19 protein-coding genes are annotated in these 18917 nt (G+C 56.5%); 9 read left to right on the plus strand and 10 right to left on the minus strand.

Features of this window, described 5'->3' with window-relative positions:
• Positions 1–4 precede the first annotated feature (4 nt).
• Positions 5–1390 (minus strand): iron-containing redox enzyme family protein, encoded by a 1386-nt coding sequence (locus tag CUN63_RS00505; protein ID WP_129436723.1) that lies wholly within the window; start codon positions 1388–1390, stop codon positions 5–7.
• Positions 1391–1583: 193 nt separating this feature from the next.
• Between CUN63_RS00505 and CUN63_RS00510 the strand changes: the two genes are divergently transcribed.
• Positions 1584–2036 (plus strand): cupin domain-containing protein, encoded by a 453-nt coding sequence (locus tag CUN63_RS00510; protein ID WP_129436724.1) that lies wholly within the window; start codon positions 1584–1586, stop codon positions 2034–2036.
• A 190-nt stretch (positions 2037–2226) separates the two neighbouring features.
• On the opposite strand, the gene CUN63_RS00515 is transcribed toward CUN63_RS00510, so the two are convergent.
• Positions 2227–2967: a tellurite resistance TerB family protein gene (locus tag CUN63_RS00515; protein ID WP_129436725.1), complete on the minus strand. Its 741-nt coding sequence runs from the start codon at positions 2965–2967 to the stop codon at positions 2227–2229.
• A gap of 171 nt (positions 2968–3138) precedes the next feature.
• Here CUN63_RS00515 and CUN63_RS00520 point away from each other — a divergent pair, with 171 nt between their 5' ends.
• The 4 genes from CUN63_RS00520 (at position 3139) to CUN63_RS00535 (ending at position 5547) form a co-directional block, all read left to right on the plus strand.
• On the plus strand, positions 3139–3564 hold the full coding sequence (locus tag CUN63_RS00520; RefSeq protein ID WP_129436726.1) for an N-acetyltransferase: 426 nt from the start codon (positions 3139–3141) through the stop codon (positions 3562–3564).
• 247 nt (positions 3565–3811) lie between these two features.
• Entirely contained in the window at positions 3812–4528 is a 717-nt protein-coding gene (gene pcsA, locus CUN63_RS00525; protein ID WP_129436727.1) for a phosphatidylcholine synthase, read from the plus strand.
• Positions 4529–4601: 73 nt separating this feature from the next.
• Positions 4602–4988 carry a DUF488 domain-containing protein gene (locus tag CUN63_RS00530; RefSeq protein WP_129436728.1) on the plus strand — a complete coding sequence of 129 codons (387 nt, stop codon included), beginning with the start codon at positions 4602–4604 and terminating at the stop codon, positions 4986–4988.
• A gap of 85 nt (positions 4989–5073) precedes the next feature.
• Positions 5074–5547, plus strand: a complete 474-nt coding sequence (locus CUN63_RS00535; protein ID WP_129445035.1) for a GNAT family N-acetyltransferase — start codon at positions 5074–5076, stop codon at positions 5545–5547.
• Between the two features lie 168 nt (positions 5548–5715).
• Here the strand turns inward: CUN63_RS00535 and CUN63_RS00540 are convergent, their stop codons facing one another.
• The 4 genes from CUN63_RS00540 to CUN63_RS00555 form a co-directional block, all read right to left on the minus strand.
• Complete coding sequence (locus CUN63_RS00540) at positions 5716–6099, minus strand: VOC family protein (RefSeq protein WP_129436729.1); 384 nt, start codon at positions 6097–6099, stop codon at positions 5716–5718.
• 93 nt (positions 6100–6192) lie between these two features.
• Positions 6193–7311: an S-(hydroxymethyl)glutathione dehydrogenase/class III alcohol dehydrogenase gene (locus CUN63_RS00545; protein ID WP_129436730.1), complete on the minus strand. Its 1119-nt coding sequence runs from the start codon at positions 7309–7311 to the stop codon at positions 6193–6195.
• Between the two features lie 130 nt (positions 7312–7441).
• Complete coding sequence (locus CUN63_RS00550) at positions 7442–8410, minus strand: ABC transporter substrate-binding protein (protein ID WP_129436731.1); 969 nt, start codon at positions 8408–8410, stop codon at positions 7442–7444.
• Between the two features lie 152 nt (positions 8411–8562).
• Positions 8563–9402, minus strand: a complete 840-nt coding sequence (locus CUN63_RS00555) for a hypothetical protein (RefSeq protein ID WP_129436732.1) — start codon at positions 9400–9402, stop codon at positions 8563–8565.
• Between the two features lie 109 nt (positions 9403–9511).
• On the opposite strand from CUN63_RS00555, the gene CUN63_RS00560 reads away from it, so the two are divergent.
• Together CUN63_RS00560 and CUN63_RS00565 are read left to right on the plus strand one after the other, a co-directional pair.
• Positions 9512–10429: a LysR family transcriptional regulator gene (locus tag CUN63_RS00560; protein WP_129436733.1), complete on the plus strand. Its 918-nt coding sequence runs from the start codon at positions 9512–9514 to the stop codon at positions 10427–10429.
• A 152-nt stretch (positions 10430–10581) separates the two neighbouring features.
• Positions 10582–11349: a metallophosphoesterase gene (locus CUN63_RS00565; RefSeq protein WP_129436734.1), complete on the plus strand. Its 768-nt coding sequence runs from the start codon at positions 10582–10584 to the stop codon at positions 11347–11349.
• On the opposite strand, the gene CUN63_RS00570 is transcribed toward CUN63_RS00565, so the two are convergent.
• The 4 genes from CUN63_RS00570 to CUN63_RS00585 all read right to left on the minus strand — a co-directional run bounded on the left by CUN63_RS00570 (position 11323) and on the right by CUN63_RS00585 (position 15192).
• A complete protein-coding gene (locus CUN63_RS00570) occupies positions 11323–12198 on the minus strand; it encodes an alpha/beta fold hydrolase (RefSeq protein WP_129436735.1) in 876 nt (291 codons plus the stop codon). The two genes, CUN63_RS00565 and CUN63_RS00570, sit on opposite strands and share 27 nt — an antisense overlap.
• A 768-nt stretch (positions 12199–12966) precedes the next feature.
• Positions 12967–13950 carry a GlxA family transcriptional regulator gene (locus CUN63_RS00575; RefSeq protein ID WP_129445036.1) on the minus strand — a complete coding sequence of 328 codons (984 nt, stop codon included), beginning with the start codon at positions 13948–13950 and terminating at the stop codon, positions 12967–12969.
• Between the two features lie 187 nt (positions 13951–14137).
• Positions 14138–14929, minus strand: coding sequence for a type I methionyl aminopeptidase (gene map, locus CUN63_RS00580; RefSeq protein ID WP_129436736.1), 792 nt, complete (start codon positions 14927–14929; stop codon positions 14138–14140).
• Positions 14926–15192 (minus strand): ParD-like family protein, encoded by a 267-nt coding sequence (locus tag CUN63_RS00585; protein WP_129436737.1) that lies wholly within the window; start codon positions 15190–15192, stop codon positions 14926–14928. The genes map and CUN63_RS00585 overlap by 4 nt, the downstream gene beginning before the upstream one ends.
• A gap of 310 nt (positions 15193–15502) precedes the next feature.
• Between CUN63_RS00585 and CUN63_RS00590 the strand changes: the two genes are divergently transcribed.
• The gene (locus CUN63_RS00590; protein ID WP_129436738.1) at positions 15503–17182 is read left to right on the plus strand and encodes a thiamine pyrophosphate-binding protein; all 1680 of its coding nucleotides are present in this window, start codon (positions 15503–15505) and stop codon (positions 17180–17182) included.
• A gap of 210 nt (positions 17183–17392) precedes the next feature.
• Positions 17393–18610 carry a DUF3422 domain-containing protein gene (locus tag CUN63_RS00595; RefSeq protein WP_129445037.1) on the plus strand — a complete coding sequence of 406 codons (1218 nt, stop codon included), beginning with the start codon at positions 17393–17395 and terminating at the stop codon, positions 18608–18610.
• The last annotated feature ends 307 nt before the right edge of the window (positions 18611–18917 follow it).

An 18917-nucleotide genomic window follows, 5' to 3' on the forward strand; every position in this document is an offset into this window, starting at 1 on the left:
CTCCCTATCGAAAACCGGATTTGAGTTCGATGAACCGTCGCGTGGCCATCAGGCCAGCGGGGTGGGCGTGCCGATGCGCAGACAACCACGGAATCAAGACTTGCATTTGCTCGTCGGCGGCACGCCCTTTAAGTGTAGCGTGCAGGCTTTGGACATCCGGGTCATTGACGGGCACTGGCTGTTCTGTCGCGGCACTGCTACCGCGTCGAACCGCTGCCGGCGCTCGCGCAGGTCGCCAGTCCCCGGCAATCCAGTCGTGCAGCAGCTGTTTTTCGTAGGGGCTGAACACCCCGAACATGGCCGCGCCGTCGCCATCGATCAATTGCCAGAAACGGCTGGCTTGCGGGTCCTGGTGGCGCTTGATCCAGCCCTTGTTTTCCATGGCGATGAGGAAGCCTGGCAACTGCTCCGGCGTCGACAACCATTGATTGACGGTCTTGCCTTCAAACCGGCAGTAGTCGGAATGCATGTGCTGACCAAACGGGCGCTTGCGCTCAAGCATGCTCAGCAACTCGCTGTACAGGTCGAACGACTCGATGATCGCGCGACTGCCCTGCCCCAGATCGTTGAGCCGATAACCCAGCGCAACCCTGCGCAGAAAGTCTTCACGGTCGCCTTCCACCGGCAACAATTGCAGCACCGACTGCACGGCCTTTTGCGCGTGGCCGGTGCTGGCATTGTCGATGGTCACGTGCAGGGTGAAGTAATACGGATCGATGCCCAGCTCGCTGAGTTCATAGGCGCTGATCAGCAAATGCAGCGGCAGTTGTTCATAACCGAGGTTGTAGCCGATCACTTCCGGCAAAAAATCGTCGCTGCAATAACCCAGCGCCAATTGCACCGCGCCTTGCAGGTAACGCTCGTCCGGGATGAACGCGTTGTCCAGCAAGCCATGTTCGGCGAGCAGTTTGCGGTAGATCACCACATGATTTTGCGCCGGGTTGCCGTCGCCCAGCTCTTGCAGATAGGTGCAAATCAGCCCTTCGAAACGCGGGTCATGCCAGTGCCGCAGCAGGCCATACAGCCATGCGCCGTCCACCAGTTTGGTCGGGGCAACGGCTTGCAGGAAAAACAATGCGTGTGCCTTGTTGGTGAAGAACTGACGCGGCCCGCCGTCCTTGCGCTGTTGCAGGTAATCGGCGTATTGACGAGCCACTTCGGCGCAGTGATGTTCGACAAAGGTTGGCAGTGCCGACAGGTCGTGCGGCATGTCCTCGGGCAGGTCCTTTGCGTGCGCAAGTTGAGCCTCGAGGAAGGTTTTGCCGAGTGCGCGCTGGTGTTCGATATCGTCGCTCAGCAATAACTGTTCGTAGATACGTTTCAGGCTGCCGGCGGTCGGGATCGAGCGTTCGTGGGTCGGCTGGGATTCAAGTCGTGTCAGGGCAGTCATGGGGTCGTCTCTCGGTCTGAGGCCAATGGCAGGACGCTGAATCAGCACGTCTCTACATCAGCAGAGCGACACGCCCGGAAAATAATTCAATCGGCGTTGAAATTGCTCGGACAGACGGGCAGCGCCGCAGCACCCGGCGCCAAATCAAGTGAATATACTCAGCGGGTGTGGACTCATCCTTCGGAGAGCAATCATGCGAACGGTTCATGTCATCGAGCCCGAAAAAACCCCCGACCCGGTCAATGTCGTGGGTGAGGCCATCACCATTCTCGCGGGCGGGGATTTGACCAAGCCCTTTGAAATGCATATCCAGGAAGGCGTGCAAGGCGGCGGGCCGCCTCCGCACTTTCACCCTTGGGACGAAGCGTTCTACGTCATCGACGGGCAGGTGGAAGTGACAGTTGCGGGCAAGGCCACCACCGTTTTCCCCGGGGGTTATGTGCATATTCCTGCTGGGACTGTTCATGCTTACAAGAACATCAGTGCGACAGCGAAGATGATCGGTGTGGTGTCTGATCCGCTCGGTGGTCAGTTCTTTGCCGCGATGGATCAGCTCAAAGTGCCGCAGGATTTGCCGCGAATACTGGAGATCGCCGAGAGTTTCGGGGTTACGTTTCTGGTGCCAAAAGCCCCCATGACCTCGTAGGCGTTGCAACCAGCATCACCGTGTCATCGTTCTTCGCGAGCAAGTCGAATCGTCGCACCGCCGCTCCCACACTGGATCTGTATTGAACACAAAAAATGCATTCACTGAAGATCTAATGTGGGAGCGGCGGTGCGACGATTCGACTTGCTCGCGAAGGCAACCTGACAGCCAACTTTTTTGTGGATGAACCTCAAACAGTGCCACCTCTGGCCTGCTGCTCCAGATGCACTTGCAGCTCCGGATCGATACTCAGCGCCGCAGCCAGTTCATCCAGATAGCTACGTTCGGCGTCTTGCAGATCATCCACCAGCATCACACTGGCCAGGTACATCTCCGCCGCCATGCCGGAATCCGTGGCCGACTGCGCCACATCGGCGGCGTCCAGCGGCCGTGCAACTTCGTCATCCAGCCATTGCTGGAGCTCTGGGTCATCGGTGTGGCGACCGATTTCGGTGCTGATCATCTGCTTCTCGGCATCATCAATCCGGCCATCGGCCTTCGCCGCCGCAATCAATGCACGAAGAATCGCATGGCTGTGGTCCTCGACTTCCGGGCCGGACAACAGGTCGACAGTGCGCGGTGCCTGTTGCGGCGCCGAGGCCTGGCTGCGTTGCCAGGCTTGATAGGCCTGGAATGCCATCATTCCGAGCGAAGCCAGCGCCGCGTAATTGGTGCCGCCACCCGACCGAGTCTGGGTCGACCGGGTCTGGGTCGAACCGCCCATGGCGGAGCCACCGCCCAGCAGACCACCGAGCAAACCACCCAGGCCACCGCCCCCGGCGCTTGAACCGGCACCACCGCCCAACAGGCCGCCGAGCAATCCACCGAGACCGCCGAGACCACCTTGGGCCGACGCGCCACCGCCACCCTGTTGCGACGTTGAGCCCTGGCCGGCCCTTAGTAATTGTTCGAGCAAATCGCTGGTGTTCATGACGATGTCCTCATCGGTTGGAGTGACCCAGTCAGGCAACGATAGTCCTCGCCGGCAATTGCGCCACCACCGTTTGGCTGACATGAAACCCTTATTGCCCTTGACCCTGATGCCCCTCGGCTGCGAGTGTTCTACCCTTGCAAACCCGATGCCCACAGGATCAACGAACACATGGACCGCCACCTGATTGTCGTCAGCGACGTCATCGAACCTGAAGTCGAGCACGTACTCAGCGCCGGGCTGAGTGCCTTCAATGATCAGACGACCGGCATAAACGACCGCCAGTCGCTGGCAGTAACGGTCCGCGATCCGGATACCCATCAGGTGCTGGGCGGTATTACCGGGCGTACGTCGCTCGGTCTGCTGTTTCTCGATCTTTTCTACTTGCCCGAGTCACTGCGCGGCTCCGGGCTCGGTTCTCGACTGCTTAAAGCGTACGAGGACGAAGGCCGTCGTCGTGGTTGCCGCTCGGCGGTGCTCTATACCCTCAGTTTCCAGGCCCCGCAGTTCTATGAAAAACACGGCTGGCAGCGCTTCGGCGAAGTGCCTTGCGACCCGCCAGGCACGAGTCGGGTGTTCATGAGCAAGGCGCTGTGAATGAGCCTGTCTGCAGCCGATCAATCCGCCGGTCACTGCGTTTGAGTAAAACGTATCGCCCTGCGCCGATGTTTCATTTAATACCCCAGATTTATCCGGGGTATTTTTTTGCCGCCCAGCTAAGATTTACAGATGGTGAACCTTATCCCCGGATACCCGGTCGATACATGCAACCTGACTTGGTTTGCCGACACCCCCGATTGATGGGGTGATAACAGGCTTGCTTCACTTTCTGGAGAACGCCCCCGTGATATCGACCCTACACATCGCCAGGCTCAAAGCATGGGGCGCCCATGGTTTTACCGCCACCGGCGTGGTCACTGCCTTCCTCGCGACCCTCGCCCTGCTGGAAAACCAGGCCACAAACTGCCTGCTGTGGCTGGGCGTCGCCCTGATCGTCGATGGGCTGGATGGCGCGTTGGCACGCAAGGTCAATGTCCAGTCGGTACTGCCAAGTTTCGATGGCTCGATCCTCGATCTGGTCATCGACTACCTGACGTACGTGTTTATCCCCGCGCTGTTCATTTATCGTTACATCCCCTTGCCGGACTACACGCTGCTGCTGTCCGTGTCGCTGATTCTGGTCTCGTCGCTGTTTTGCTTCTGCAACGTCAACATGAAGAGCAAGGACAACTACTTCCAGGGCTTTCCCGCCGCCTGGAACGTGGTCGCCCTGTGCCTGTACATCATCGCCCCGTCGCCGTGGATCACCTTTCTCACCATCATCGGCCTGGCGCTGTTGACCGTGACCCGGATGAAGTTCCTCCACCCGTTCCGCGTGCGCAAGTTCATGCCGATCAACATCGCGGTAACGGCCATCTGGCTGCTGTGCAGCTTGTCGCTGGTGGTCAACCATCCGGTGATCAACCCGCTGGTGATGGGGCTTTGGCTGCTGATGTCGGCTTACTTCCTGGGGATCTGCATCTGGCGCACGGCGCTGGAGTGGTTCGAAAGCTCGCGGTGATGAAGGACCCCAGAGCGTGGCCGATTTCTCCCGCACACTGCAGAAATCGGCCATAAGAGGGAACACATCGACCATGCCCATCCATATCGTGCGCCTCGGCTCACCGCGCGCCGCCAATGAAGGCTTGCGTTTGGGCACGGTGCGTCGCCCGCCGCGTGGCGTGCCGAAAGCCGAGTTTGCCAGTCGGGATTTTTATGACGTGTGGCAGCCGCTGCTGTCTCCCAGTGCCGAACTGGTCGCAGAAGCCAAAGCGGCAGAAGACGCGAAGACGTGGGAAGCCTTCAAGCGCAAGTTCAAGACCGAAATGAACCACCCGGCGCCCAGCCAATTGCTCGATTTGTTGGCGGCGTTGTCCCACCAAACGTCACTGGCCATTGGCTGTTATTGCGAAGATGAAGCGCATTGCCATCGGTCGGTATTGCGGGAGTTGTTAGAGGCGCGTGGTGCGCAGATCACCTAGTGGTTGCCGAAGGCTGCCCCGACATTGACCGCTCAAGATCGGCTTAAAGGATTTTGGCAAAGACACAAGGATCGAGGTCTTGAAAATGAATAACCAGATTCGACTCGCCACCACTGACGATGCGGCAACCATCAGCCGGGTCATCATTCAATCGCTGCGCCAGTCCAATGCCCTGGACTACCCTCCTGACGTCATCACCCAGGTAGAGAAAAGCTTTTCTACCGAGGCCATCCGCGCCTTGTTGAGCCAACGCCAGGTCTTTGTCGCCACCATCGATAAGCGTGTAGTCGCCACGGCCAGCCTTGATCAAGACGTTGTGCGCAGTGTATTCGTTGACCCACGCCATCAGGGACGCGGACTCGGCAGGCAGTTGATGGCAACGATTCAATCTGTCGCCCAAGAAGCAAAAATCGAGGTACTGCGCGTCCCCTCCTCCATCACCGCAGAAGCCTTTTACTTCAAGCTGGGTTATCGAAAAGTTCGCGACGAATTTCACGGTGTGGAGCGCACGATCATCATGGAGCGGCGTTTGACGCCCGTTGTCGACTACTCAAACTAACGCCAGCGAATGTCCGTTACTGACCTTACGAAGCACCCCTAAATAGCCTGTTGCGTGAACAATAGACATGTTCACTAACAGGCTGTCGAAAATGACGACGACATTAACGGTGATTTACCTGGCGTTGAGGATGAATGACACGGCATCAGTTAATGCCGTGCCTGAAGCTTAGGCTGGCTTGAAGCAGTACGCGGCCAGCTTGTTACCGTCGAGGTCGCGGGCGTAAGCGGCATAGGCATTAGGGGCCCAGCCTCTTGGCCCCGGCGCACCTTCGTCAGTGCCGCCGCTGGCCAGAGCGGCGGCGTGGAACGCGTCAATGGCGGCTCGATCCGGTGCTTCAAAGCTGACGGTGACCCCGTTACCCACACTGGCCGGGGCGCCGTTGGCCGGTTTCAGCACGAAGAAGGATGGGGCGTTTTGCCCCCAGATCGAGCCATTGTCATTCAGGTCAGCGATACGCTTCTGACCTAGTGCTCCGAGCACACTGTCGTAAAAGTCGCGGGCTTTTTGCAGATTGTTGGTACCGACGGTGACGTGAGTGAAGATGGTCATCTTAATGTTCTCTTTGGTAGAAACGCAGTGGGTGGGTATTGCAGTTTCGTCAGGGCGAGACTCGCCCCGGCGGCCATCGCCAAGCCGGTTGAGTCAGCGATCGAAATGGATAACGGTGCGAATGCTCTTGCCTTCGTGCATCAGGTCAAAGGCCTTGTTGATGTCCTCCAGCCCCATGGTGTGAGTGATGAAGGCATCCAGCGGGATTTCACCCTGTTGAGACTTCTCGACATAGCTGGGCAGTTCGCTGCGACCTTTCACACCGCCGAAAGCCGAACCGCGCCAAACACGGCCGGTCACTAGCTGGAACGGTCGGGTACTGATTTCCTGGCCGGCGCCGGCGACCCCGATAATGACCGACTCGCCCCAGCCCTTATGGCAGCACTCGAGGGCTGCCCGCATCAGGTTGACGTTGCCGATGCATTCGAAGGAGTAATCCACACCACCCTCGGTCAGTTCGACAATCACGTCTTGGATCGGCTTGTCGTAATCCTTCGGATTGATGAAGTCGGTGGCGCCCAATTGCCTGGCGATGTCGAACTTGGCCGGGTTGATATCGATCGCGATTATTCGACCCGCCTTGGCCATGGTGGCACCGATAATGGCTGCCAGGCCGATGCCGCCAAGACCAAAGATGGCCACGCTGGCGCCCTCCTCCACCTTGGCCGTGTTGAGGACCGCGCCAATACCGGTCGTTACACCGCAACCGAGCAGGCAAACCTTCTCTAGCGGAGCTTCCTTCGGGATTTTGGCCAGCGAGATTTCTGGCAGTACCGTGTACTCGGAGAACGTCGAAGTGCCCATGTAGTGGAATATCGGTTGGCCCTTGTAGGAAAAACGGCTGGAGCCATCTGGCATCAGGCCTTTGCCTTGGGTCGCGCGAATTTTCTGGCAGAGGTTGGTCTTGCCGGACGTGCAGAATTTGCACTCACCGCATTCCGAGGTGTAGAGCGGGATCACGTGATCGCCCACCTCTACGGAGGTCACGCCCTCACCGACGGACACGACGATGCCGCCGCCCTCATGGCCGAGAATGACTGGAAAGATACCTTCCGGATCAGCGCCGGACAGGGTAAACGCATCGGTATGGCAGACACCGGTTGCGATGATGCGTACCAGCACCTCCCCGGCTTGTGGTGCAGCCACATCGACTTCGACAATTTGCAGGGGTTGGTTGGCTGCAAAAGCTACGGCAGCTCGTGATTTGATCATATTCATAATTCCCGGGCGCAAAGAGGCGCCGCCTCTTTGTAGAAACAAGAAAAATCGGTACTGAGATTGTGTTTACGCAGATGAAGCTGAGGGACGTTACACCGGGAAGGCGTCCTTGCCCTTTAACCGATTAGAGCGACGCGTCGATTTTTTTCGCGACGGCTTCACTGACCCAGGCGTGCCACACTTCCGGGTGTTCCTTGAGGAAAATCCTGGCCAGTTTGGGGGATTCGATGCGTTCCTTGGTCATCCTCGCCAGGTTCTGATTCAACAGATCGATGGGGATGTTGACCTTCTCCAGAACCGCAACCAGTTCTGGCGCCTGCTCATGAAAAGCTTTGGAGAGTCCGACTTTAGTGATGACGTTTTTGTCGATCCCCGGCTTCTCTTCCAGCCTTATCGCATCGATCTGCCCCATCAGCGGCGTCGGTGACCAGTAGTAAAACAGCACAGGTTCACCGCGCTTATAGCTGGACAGCACAGCCGCATCCAGTGCAGCGCCAGTTCCCGGACGGAAGTTTGTGTAGGTGCTTTCAAGACCGTATTCTTTCAACATCTCGGTATTGTCCTGTTCACAAATCCAACCTGCAGGACAATTGTAGAAACGTCCTTTGGAAGGCTCCTCCGAGTCTCGAAAAACCTCTGGGTATTTGCTCAGGTCTGCAACCGACTTGAGGTCTGGAGCGCGAGCGGGTTTATTGCGTTTAGCGTCCCCCTCAACCACATAACGCGGTACATACCAGCCCTGGACTGCACCGATGATCGGTGAGCCAACTGCAATGACCTTTCCAGCGGCCGCGGCTTTTTTCCAGACTTCGCTACGTTCCATCCACTCTTCGCCAAATACTTGAATGTCGTTGCTGGCCAGGGCGGTCTCAAGAATGATGGTGTTACCCACCAACTGATCGGTTTCGCAGCCGTAGCCATCCTTGAAAACGATCATCATGATGTCGGTGAGGAGCATCCCGCTCTCCCAATTCAGACCGGCAAATTTCACCGATTTGCCTGACTCACACCACCCTGAAGCCTGACTTGAAGCGCTACCGACGAGTAAGCCAAGGGTGAGTAACGAGGCCAGCAAGTTCTTCTTGTATTTCATGATCAGACGCTCCGAAATTATTATTGGGGGGCAGCGAACTGTTGCGTGCACACACGAGGCGAACGAGACCATCAGATCTAACGTGGACAGGTGCCTGTGCATACACGTGATGCGATGAAGTGAGTGAATAGTTTTATTGTTGATTGGGTAACTTAATTCAAAGGCTCTACCGTGGTACGCCCGTAAAACAATTGACGGGCATAGGCGCTGAACTCGACATTTGGCTGATCCACGTAAGCCAATACAGCGTTGAGTCTTAATCTGTCCCCCACCACCGGCGTAACACGATGCAGTGAATAGCGGCCGCGAAACAATGTCAGTGTTCCAGGCACTTGAGGCAGAACCTCTATCTGCTGGGTGTCGGGGTTATCAAGGAATTGCCTGACCGCGTCATAACAGTCGTCGTCCTCATTGCGAAGCATGCGTACATATTCAAAATCCCCGCCGGCACTTGCGGCCTGGAGTGACAGCGTGACGCTGAAGTCGGAGCGATCAAAGTGCCACCCCAATTGCTGTCCCGTCGTAAAGCCCTGCAAGTTAAGTGCGGCTAACGGATCTGCATGGCGATAGAGCGTGTCCAGACCCAACACGTCCTTGATGAAAGAAAGCACTTCGTCCGATTCATAGATCCGCCTGATCAAGTTGTCGCCAGGAATATCCGCGTAGGCGACGGTATCTTTTTCGGTTTTCATCAAACGCCGCAGGGGATGCCCTGAATCAACGCTTTCCTCTTGAGGTTTGAAATAAACCGTGTGGTTTTCCCGGAAATGAAACATGCGCGGGTGCAGTGCAAGCGTTTGATCCGCCATCGTCGCAACCGACTCATCACGGACAAATCCCGGGAAGATCGCGACGCCTTCCTGCCCGAGCAATGATTGGCTATGAGTGACCAGCGCCCGATAAGCGGGGTGGGTTCGATCGGTAATGGGATAACGCTCAAGGTCGATGACATCGCCCAGGGTTACGGCGGGTGTGAGAGGTAGCATAGGCATAATTATTGGTCTCCGGTGGCTCTTGCTGGAGTCAGATTGCATCGGAGGCAAAAACAAGTCACGCTCATATTTTTACGCTATTTTGTGAATTATTTTCAGGTCAAACCCTATGAGACTCACCCTGGATCACCTCGTGATGCTGCAAACCCTGTCGGAAGTCGATTCGGTGACCGCTGTGGCCGAGCGTCTATGGCTGACACCTTCAGCAGTCAGTCATCGCATGCGGGAGGCGGAACGCCGGCTTGGCGTGACCCTGACAGAGCGCTCAGGGGGAAAGTTGCGACTCAGCCCTGCGGGTGTGCGCCTGGAACGAGCAGCAAGGGACATCATCGCGATTCTTAACGAAGCGGAGGCGGAGGCCAGATCCATGGCAGGCGGGGTCACAGCCTTTGTACGTATGGGTGTCACCTCATACGGACCGTTTCGCTGGATTCCAAAATTTATCAAGCATTACTCCAGTCTTCGTCCCGATATCGAAATAACACTGGTGACCGTGCCCCGTAACGACGTTTATGCCAGCCTGATGCAAGGCAGGCTCGATGTGTCGATTATTGATGACGGTATGGTGCCGAGTGGTGTTGCCAAGTTGCCGCTTTTCCGTGACGACCTGATTGCGATCATGGCAATCGATCACCCCCTGGCGCAGAGGAAAAACATTTATGCCGAAGACTTCAAAACTTACAACCTGGTGACGTATTCGACGGACCGCGCAAGCGGCTGGGAATATGACCGGTTCTTCGCGCCCGCGAGTATTTTGCCGCGCCGAATGATTACCGTGGAGTTGATTGAAGCCATCGTCGAACTGGTGCGCTCGGGATACGGAATCAGCATATTGCAACGCGACTTGGTAACGCCCAGCCTTGAGCGCGGAGAGCTTGCATGGGCAGCCCTGAATGACGGCCTGGATATCGCCTGGAACGCGATTATTCGCCCCTCCGAGCCCGAAGGCAGTGAAGTCAATCAACTGGTCACCGAACTGACCAGCTGGATTAAACATGCAGGGAAATCCGAGAATGGCTATGCATAGCCAGAAAGCCCGAGACGGGCGTGGGCAAAATAGTCAGTGGCCGGTCTCCTCCGCTTGTTCAGCGGTTAATCCTGCGGCTATGAGGTATGGCAGGACGTTTATTAACTTGTCAGTAGAATGGGCTGCCATTCAAAACAGGTAGGAGTCGGTCGATGCGCATCGCCTTGCTGTCAGACATCCATTTGTCCGTCAACGCGTTACCTTTTCCCGATGTGGATGCCGATATTGTCGTCCTCGCGGGAGACATCTCCCGATCGGCCACGGCCATTGAGTGGGCCAAATCGTGCCCTGTTCCGATCGTGTACGTGGCAGGGAATCACGAGTTTTATGGCAGCGACTTGATCTCTACCTACGAGCACTTGAACAGGTTGTCGGAAGGCACACAGATCCACGTATTGGAACGCTCGGAGTATCTCCACAACGGTGTGCGGTTTTTGGGTTGCACCCTGTGGTCTGACTATCGACTTTTCGATTCTGCAGAGGATCGGGCACAGGGTATTGATCTGGCTACGAAGCTCATGCGGGACTTCACCCACATAAAAATCTCACCAGATTTTCCAGACCTGTTCAGCCCGGCAATTTCCCAACTGATTTTTTTACAGACAGTCGCCTGGCTGGAAGACTGCTTCACCCGCGACAGAAGCACTCCCACGGTGGTGGTTTCGCATTTTGCACCGACACGGTTGAGCATAGGCCCGCTGTTTGAGAATTCGCCGATTAACGCGAGTTTTGTTTCAGACCTCGAAGACCGGATCAACGTCTGGCAGCCGGCACTTTGGCTGCATGGCCATACCCATGGGAGCTTTGACTACCAGGTGGGCAAAACTCGCGTCATTTGCAACGCCCGGGGCTATGCAAAAAATGGCGTTAATGAAAATCCGGAATTTAATCGCTCATACGTGATTGACCTGGATATCTGAGGCAACACGGCCCTGCCTCCTGGAAGCCGGATCCAGAAAACCGAGCAAGGCCTGCCGGGTGTCATGCCAGGCCGCCGGATGTTCCATATCGAGGAAGTGCCCGGCGTTCTTGATGGTATGGAACCGGGACTGAGACGCATGATCGGCGAACAGCCGGGCGTCTTCGACCGAGGTGTACTCATCCCATTCGCCGTTGACAAACAGCAGCGGTATTTCGATGGCAGCGACACAGGCGACATAGCAATGGGTGTCTTGGGTCAGCACCTCATTGACGTGGAAATGCATCTGCCTGTACTCGTGCTCGGCCAGGCTTCTGACATGACGGTCATTAAAGCGTTTGAACAGCGATGGCAGGTGCTTGCCGATCGTGCTGTTGATCAAGCGACCGACATTGAGGCGGTCGCAAGCCTGGAGATGGTTCAGGCCGCTCTCCAGGTAATCGCGCATCGGTGTATTGATACGCGCTGCGAATGAATTGATCACCGCCTTCTCGATTCGTCGCGGCCGCTGGGCCAGCGCCAGCAAGGTAGCCGCACCGCCCCAGGAAAAGGACAGCACATGGTGCGCACCAAAGTGTTCGATTAAATCCAGCAGTATCGCGGCCTCGTCTTCCTTTCGGATCGGTTGGCCGTGGAGGTTGTGTTCCTTCGACTGACCGGCGTAGGGCTGGTCGTAGAGAACCACATTGAATCGCGGCTGCAGGTAACGCACCGTTTGGGCAAAAGATGCGGTCGTTGCCAGTGAGCCGTTGACCAGAATGATGGTCTTGTCAGCGGCAGTGTTGAGATAGTGCTCGGTATATACCTTGTACTTCCCGCAGATCTCGACGATGGCAGTTTTCGGCATCATGACATTTACTTCCTTGAACCCATTGGACTAAGCGCACAGCGTTTGGGATGCCCACAGGGCCCTATCGCAGACAGCAGAACACGTGGACCTGACAGCGAAGTGTCAGGCCAATACATCAATAACTCAGAGTGGTTTTCAAGCGTCAACGCATAGGCCTCCTCGGGCTTAATCTGGCAACACGGACAAGCGACAACAGCGCGAGGGTGCTCGGATGGCTGCCGTGACCAATGAGTCACTGACTGACCATATGTTCAGAGTTAAGCAGGGATTTCCCCGTCTGCAAGAACGCAGACGAGTTATTGCGTCGAAGACGGCGTGATGGTCGAACGATGTCACCCAAGACGAGGCGACGCGCGAAAGCTCCGCGGGCGGCCATCCCATGTTCGCGGATCACTTTCCGGGGGACGCCCCCGAGTCATCGGTCCCGTCGAAATACTTGGCTATTGGCCCAGGCCTTGCTTTGGCATCTTTTGCGGCACCTGGTCATCTTTCCGGAATTTCGAATGTTTATGCCTGATAGGGCTTAGTAGACGACCGCTGCTGCTGATGCAGACCGCAAGCCTGGTGACGATCATGGAGTTTATGCAGGACCTGAACAGGGTGTTGATTGTGGTAAGCATCTAGACGACAGACCGCCCCACTTTCAGGAATCCCCCCAAGGTTGGGGCAAAGAGTCGAAAACGGACGTTTTGGCTTCCTTAAAACTACTGAATGATGACGGCGTAAATCTGCACAAATCACGAGTAAGCATCGACTCAAAAAGCCGTTCTATTTGACGAGTCGCGTTTCCTTGGAAGGCCTGTATCCAAAGTACGAGCTATAGCACTTGCTGAAATGGCTGGGCGATACAAAGCCACACGCAACCAACACGTCCACCTGGGATAGCTCGGTGTGCTGGAGCAACCGACGCGCCTCGGTAATCCGCAATTCCATGTAATACCGTTGTGGTGTTGTGCCCAGTTGCTCCTTGAACAAGCGCTCGAGTTGTCGACGCGAACGACCTGCGTATACGGCCAACTGCTCCAACTCCAGAGGTTCTTCGAGGTTGGCATCCATCAGCTTCACCACCTCGCGTAATGGTGCGCTCACGCAAACATTTTCAGTCGGTTTTATGCGCCGATAACGTGACTCCTCGAAAGCCAGGATGTCCTCAATACCCTCGACGAGGGCTTTGTCGTGCAAGCCTTTGATCCAGTCCAGCGACATGTGGAATGCCCCCGAGGGACTGGAAGCCGTGAGTCGGTCTCGATCGATGACGTAGGGCTCACTGGTGACATGCGTCGCCTTGGCGATTTCCGCGAGCGCGGGGCGATGTTCGGGGTGAATCGCGCAACGATATCCGTCAAGCAAACCTGCCCTTCCCAGGAACCATGCGCCATTCCACAACCCGGCCAAAATGACGCCCTGGTCTGATGCAGCCCTCAATAGGGAGATGAGTTCATCCGTCGCTTTGAGTTCTGTCCTGTAGCCGCCACAAACGACCAGAAGGTCCAGCTCCTGGATCGTTGAGCCATCGAAACGGGTATCCGGCCGAATGACCAGGCCCAGGTCACTGACGACTTCCTCATCGGTCAAGCCGAACGTTCGGGAAGAGAACAACCCGGGTCGCAGAAGATTCGCGGTGACAATCGTATCCAGTGCTTGCGTGAATGCGGGCAGCGAGAAATGCTCAAGCAGCAGAAATCCTGCCCGGACCATTTGAGTCTTCTCGTTGGGGTTCTCATTCAGATAGCGGAGATTTTTCCCCTTCATGCCTCCGCTAAATTGGCGTCGTTCGATCAATGTTCGACCTACTCGGTTACGTTACCCAACCTGTCGTTGGGTGCGTTGATAAACCTCAATGCTAACTGCAGACGTTTCAAAACCACTAGCGCCATTTTACGATTGATCAGGCCAGCTGAAAGCCGTGACGTAGCGTTGTATCACTCGCAAGCTGCACCTAAACGATGGCCGGATACCCATCGACACTATCGGGCCAACGGGTCAGAACCTCGAAGCCGTCGTCAGTGACCGCGACCATATGCTCCCACTGAGCCGAGAGGGAGTGGTCCTTGGTGACCACGGTCCAGCCATCAGCCAGCGTTTTCACATGGCGTTTGCCAGCGTTCAACATGGGTTCAATGGTGAAGATCATGCCGGTTTTCAGTTTCAGGCCCTGGCCTGGGTAGCCGTAATGAAGGACCTGCGGCTCATCGTGATAAATCTTGCCGATACCGTGACCGCAGTATTCACGCACGACGCTGAATCCGTCTCTTTCAGCCACCGTCTGAATGGCATGGCCAATGTCACCCAGCGTAGCGCCTGGGCGGACGACGCGAATACCGGCACACATCGCTTCATAGGTCGTCTCGGCCAGACGTCGGGCATCCGGGCCGGGCTCACCCACGAAGTACATGCGGCTGGTGTCGCCGTACCAACCCTCCTTGATAACGGCAATGTCGATATTGACGATGTCGCCATCCTTTAGTGGCGTGGCCGAAGGAATGCCATGGCAGACCACTTGGTTGACCGATGTACACACGGTTTTCGGGAAGCCGTGATAGCCGACATTGCCCGGAATGGCTTTCTGCACGTTGACGATGTAGTCGTGACAGAGCTGATCAAGTTCGTCGGTGGTGACCCCCGCTTTGACATGCGGAGCAATCATGGCCAGGACCTCGGCGGCCAGCGTGCCCGCAGCGCGAGACTTGGCTATTTCTGCCGGGGTATTGATAGCAACATTGGCCTTCATTGCTGGGCTCCTGGTGTTGCATCAACCTGGGCGTTTTGCGAAAAATCGGCGAGTGCGCATAGCTGTTTTAGATCGAGGCCGCCAGCCAGTTCGGCACGAATCAGCAAGCGGCAGATGTCGCTGTGGTCGAGGTTGGGATGTAACTCCGCAAGCATCCCGATGCGCATCCAGTGCTCGGCTTGGGCGTTGATCGAGCGACTCAGCGCATCGCTGGCGACGCGCAGATTCTCGTGCATGGCTTCTGAAATTTTTACGATACCCACTGCTCAATCCGATATGAAATGCATATGAACCGTATATTAGTCGGTAGTCGTGTGAAATTGCAATTTCGCGATTTATAGCCATGACTGAAGCGCGCGGCAGCATAAAAAAGTCACTGGGTGACTTGAAGTCCGACTTCAATAGCTGAGGGAATGAAGTGCTGAGCAATCATCGTTTGTACCCCTACTCGATGATGCTCAGAATTCGTGGCGCAGACGTTAGCCATTGTTCTTCCATTTGATCGAGTCAGTACCTGTCAGAAAGAGAGCGATTCACCCTTTCACACCGCACCATTCGACTCAGGAGATAACAATGAATAAAACCATTTCTCGTCGTAGCGGAGGTCAGATATTGGTGGATGCCTTACGCATCCATGGCGTCAAAAGAGCTTTTTGTGTTCCGGGAGAAAGCTACCTCGCGGTTCTCGATGCATTGCATGACGTGCAAGAAGAAATCGACCTGGTGGTGTGCCGCCAGGAAGGTGGGGCGGCCTATATGGCCGAAGCCTACGGCAAGCTCACTGGAGAGCCAGGCATCTGCTTCGTGACCCGAGGGCCGGGGGCAACGAACGCCTCGGTTGGCGTTCACACTGCGTTCCAGGATTCATCGCCGATGATTCTGTTCATTGGCCAGGTCGCTCGCGATCAGCAGTATCGCGAAGCCTTTCAGGAAGTTGATTTTCGCCAGATGTTTGGCCCCTTGGCGAAATGGGTCGTGCAAATAGACGACACCCGCAGAATTCCCGAACTGATCAGCCAGGCGTTCCACCGAGCGGTCAATGGCAGACCTGGGCCTGTCGTGGTCGCACTGCCGGAAGACATGCTGACCGAAATGGCGGAAGTCAGTGATGCCGGACCTTTCAAACGCGTATTGATGACCCCGGCAGCCGAGCAAATGGCCGCCATGCAGCAACTGCTTGAGCGATCAGAGCGTCCATTGATGGTGCTGGGTGGCAGCGGTTGGGATACCGAGTCAGTGCACGACATCCGGGGTTTTGCTGAACAGCAAAATATCCCGGTTGCCACCTCCTTTCGCTGCCAGGACCTGTTCGACAATCGACACCCGAACTATGTCGGCGATCTTGGTTTCGCCGCGTCAGCGCAGCTGTCCTCAGCGGTAAAAAACGCCGATCTGCTGCTGGTCGTGGGCTCCAGAATGGGTGAGGTTTCAACGGGCGGATATGCTGCCTTGGACATCCCGGTACCCAAGCAAACCTTGATCCATATTCACCAAGGCATCGAGGAACTGGGGCGGGTTTACCAACCTGCGTTAGCGATAAACAGCAGCATGTCGACCTTTGCTAAATCAGCCGCAAAACTTCCGGCGGTGCCCAGCCAAATAAAGAGTGAATGGACGCGCACCCTGAACAAAAACTACTGCGAAAATCTGCAACACTCGCCCTCCCCTGGCGATGTGCAAATGGCCGAAATCATTGAGTGGTTGAATCGCAGTCTTCCGGACGACGCGATCCTGACAAATGGCGCCGGAAACTACGCCGTCTGGCTTCAACGCTTCTATCAGTTCCGCCAATACCGCACTCAGTTAGGCCCTACCAATGGCTCCATGGGCTACGGCGTTCCTGCGGCGGTGGCCGCCAAACTGACGTGCCCGGATCGAGTGGTGGTTTCGTTTTCCGGGGATGGTTGCTTCTTGATGAACGGCCAGGAGATAGCGACTGCAGCGCAGTATGGCGCCCATGTGATTTTCGTCGTGATCAACAACGGAATGTACGGAACCATCAGAATGCACCAGGAACGCAATTACCCTGGACGTGTTTCAGGCACCGAATTGCACAACCCGGATTTCGCCGCACTTGCCCAAGCCTATGGACTGCATGGCGAGGTGGTCACCGCCACGTCGGAATTTGCCCCAGCGTTTGAACGCTGCCTTGGTATGTCCCGGCCATCCTTGATTGAGGTCAGAGTCGACCCTGAAGCATTGACCCCTCGACTCAGCCTGACTCAGATCAGAGAGCAATCAAGCAAAAAGTGAGCGGCAATTTCTTCTTTTTGGGGCGCCTGGTTCACGTTGTAGAAGGCGCCTTTTTTAGTTCTTCCCTCCCACGCAATGGTTCGCCTGCCTGCTACTGAATCAACAGCGGTGCGTTACCACCCAGCGACAACCCATGGATTGCTGCTTGTGACTCGTGAGTTCATCGACCTGTCCCACCTACAACAGCAGTCGATCAATGGCCTGAACAGCATGCATCCGCAAAGACAAACCCTGCACAACGAACTGCACGCGCGCCCGTCACTGTATTTCGACGAACCGGCCCATGTGTTTCATCTGGCCTTTCTTGGCGGGGAACCGGAGTGCAATGCGCTGCTGGAGCGCTGCTGCCCTGCTCCGATCGATCCTCATGCCGCCCAAGGCATCACCCAACTCGATGGCCACGCCCTGAAATGGGAACGCCACGCCGAGTTCTTCACCCTGACCCTGGTGGTCACTTCATCCTGCGATGACCTGTCCTGGACATCGCTGCCCGAGGTGCTGGCGCAAAAAGTCGAAGCGCATTTGCCGCAGCTGATCAACTCGGTGCAGATCGTAGTGCGTGGCGAAGCCGGCCTGGACCTCGCCGGCTACGGCTTCAAGGACCCGTGCGGTTCCTGCGTGGGCGGTGGCGATGCGGTGGTCTGGAGCGATTTTCGTCTCAGCGAGGACGGCAACAACCACATCCTGTTCGTCAACCGGCGCCTTAACGCTTACCGCCAAGGGCGGATGATCCGCCGTCTGCTGGAAATCGAGACCTACCGCATGATGGCCTCGCTGTCGTTGACCACGGCCAAGACCCTCAGCGCGCAACTTGATGTCTTTGACAAGACCTTGGTCACCCTCTCCGAGCGTAACGCCGACGCCGACAGCGGCAACGCGAAAACCCTGCTGGCGGACATCTCCAACCTGTCAGCCCAAGTGGTCAGCAGTACCGCGAAAACCCGCCACCGCTTCAGTGCCACCCAGGCCTATGCCCAACTCGTGTACGAACGCCTGGGCGAATTGCGGGAAAGTCACGTAGGCGATTGCCAACGCCTCGGGGTGTTCATCGAGCGCCGTTTCAAACCCACCGTCAGGTACTGCACCGCCACCGAACAACGCCTGGAGCACCTGGCGAAAAGCGTGGCCAACCTGGGCGACCTGTTGCAAGCCCGGGTTCAGGTGGAAATGGAAGAACAGAACTCGGAAATCCTCAAAAGCCTGAACGCCCGCGCCGACGCCCAGATCAAAATCCAGCGCGCCGTCGAAGGTCTGTCGATTATTGCCATTACTTACTACCTGCTGAACCTGCTCAAGCTTGGCTACTCAGGGTTGCACCTGCTCGGCGCCGAGGTGGCCCCTCGAGAGGCGATGCTGGCGATGACGCCCCTCGCGATCGCCATCCTTGCGCTGATTATTTTCCGCATAAAGAAAGTCAAAGAGCACTGAAACGGCGAATCGCAGGGATGCTGAATACCGCACACAAGGGCTCTAGCAAGCGTCAGCGCCTGAAGCATTTAACGGAGTGACTGAGTCAGTGCCTGAAGCAGAGACATTAAGAAAGGAATTCCACATCTCATAAGCATCGTGATGCCGTTTGGTTGCCTCTTCCCATTCCGGCCCTGAAACACATCTGGAAGAGACCAGCGTCATCATTCCCATCGTTGCGGCATCCAGCTCGATCAGGAAAGCGTGAGAGTGGATCCTGAAGTCTTCGACCGATGGCATTACGTGTTCCCCCGGCGGATTCCACCGC

Source organism: Pseudomonas sp. ACM7, from assembly GCF_004136015.1.
Taxonomy (GTDB): Bacteria; Pseudomonadota; Gammaproteobacteria; order Pseudomonadales; family Pseudomonadaceae; genus Aquipseudomonas; species Aquipseudomonas frigoris.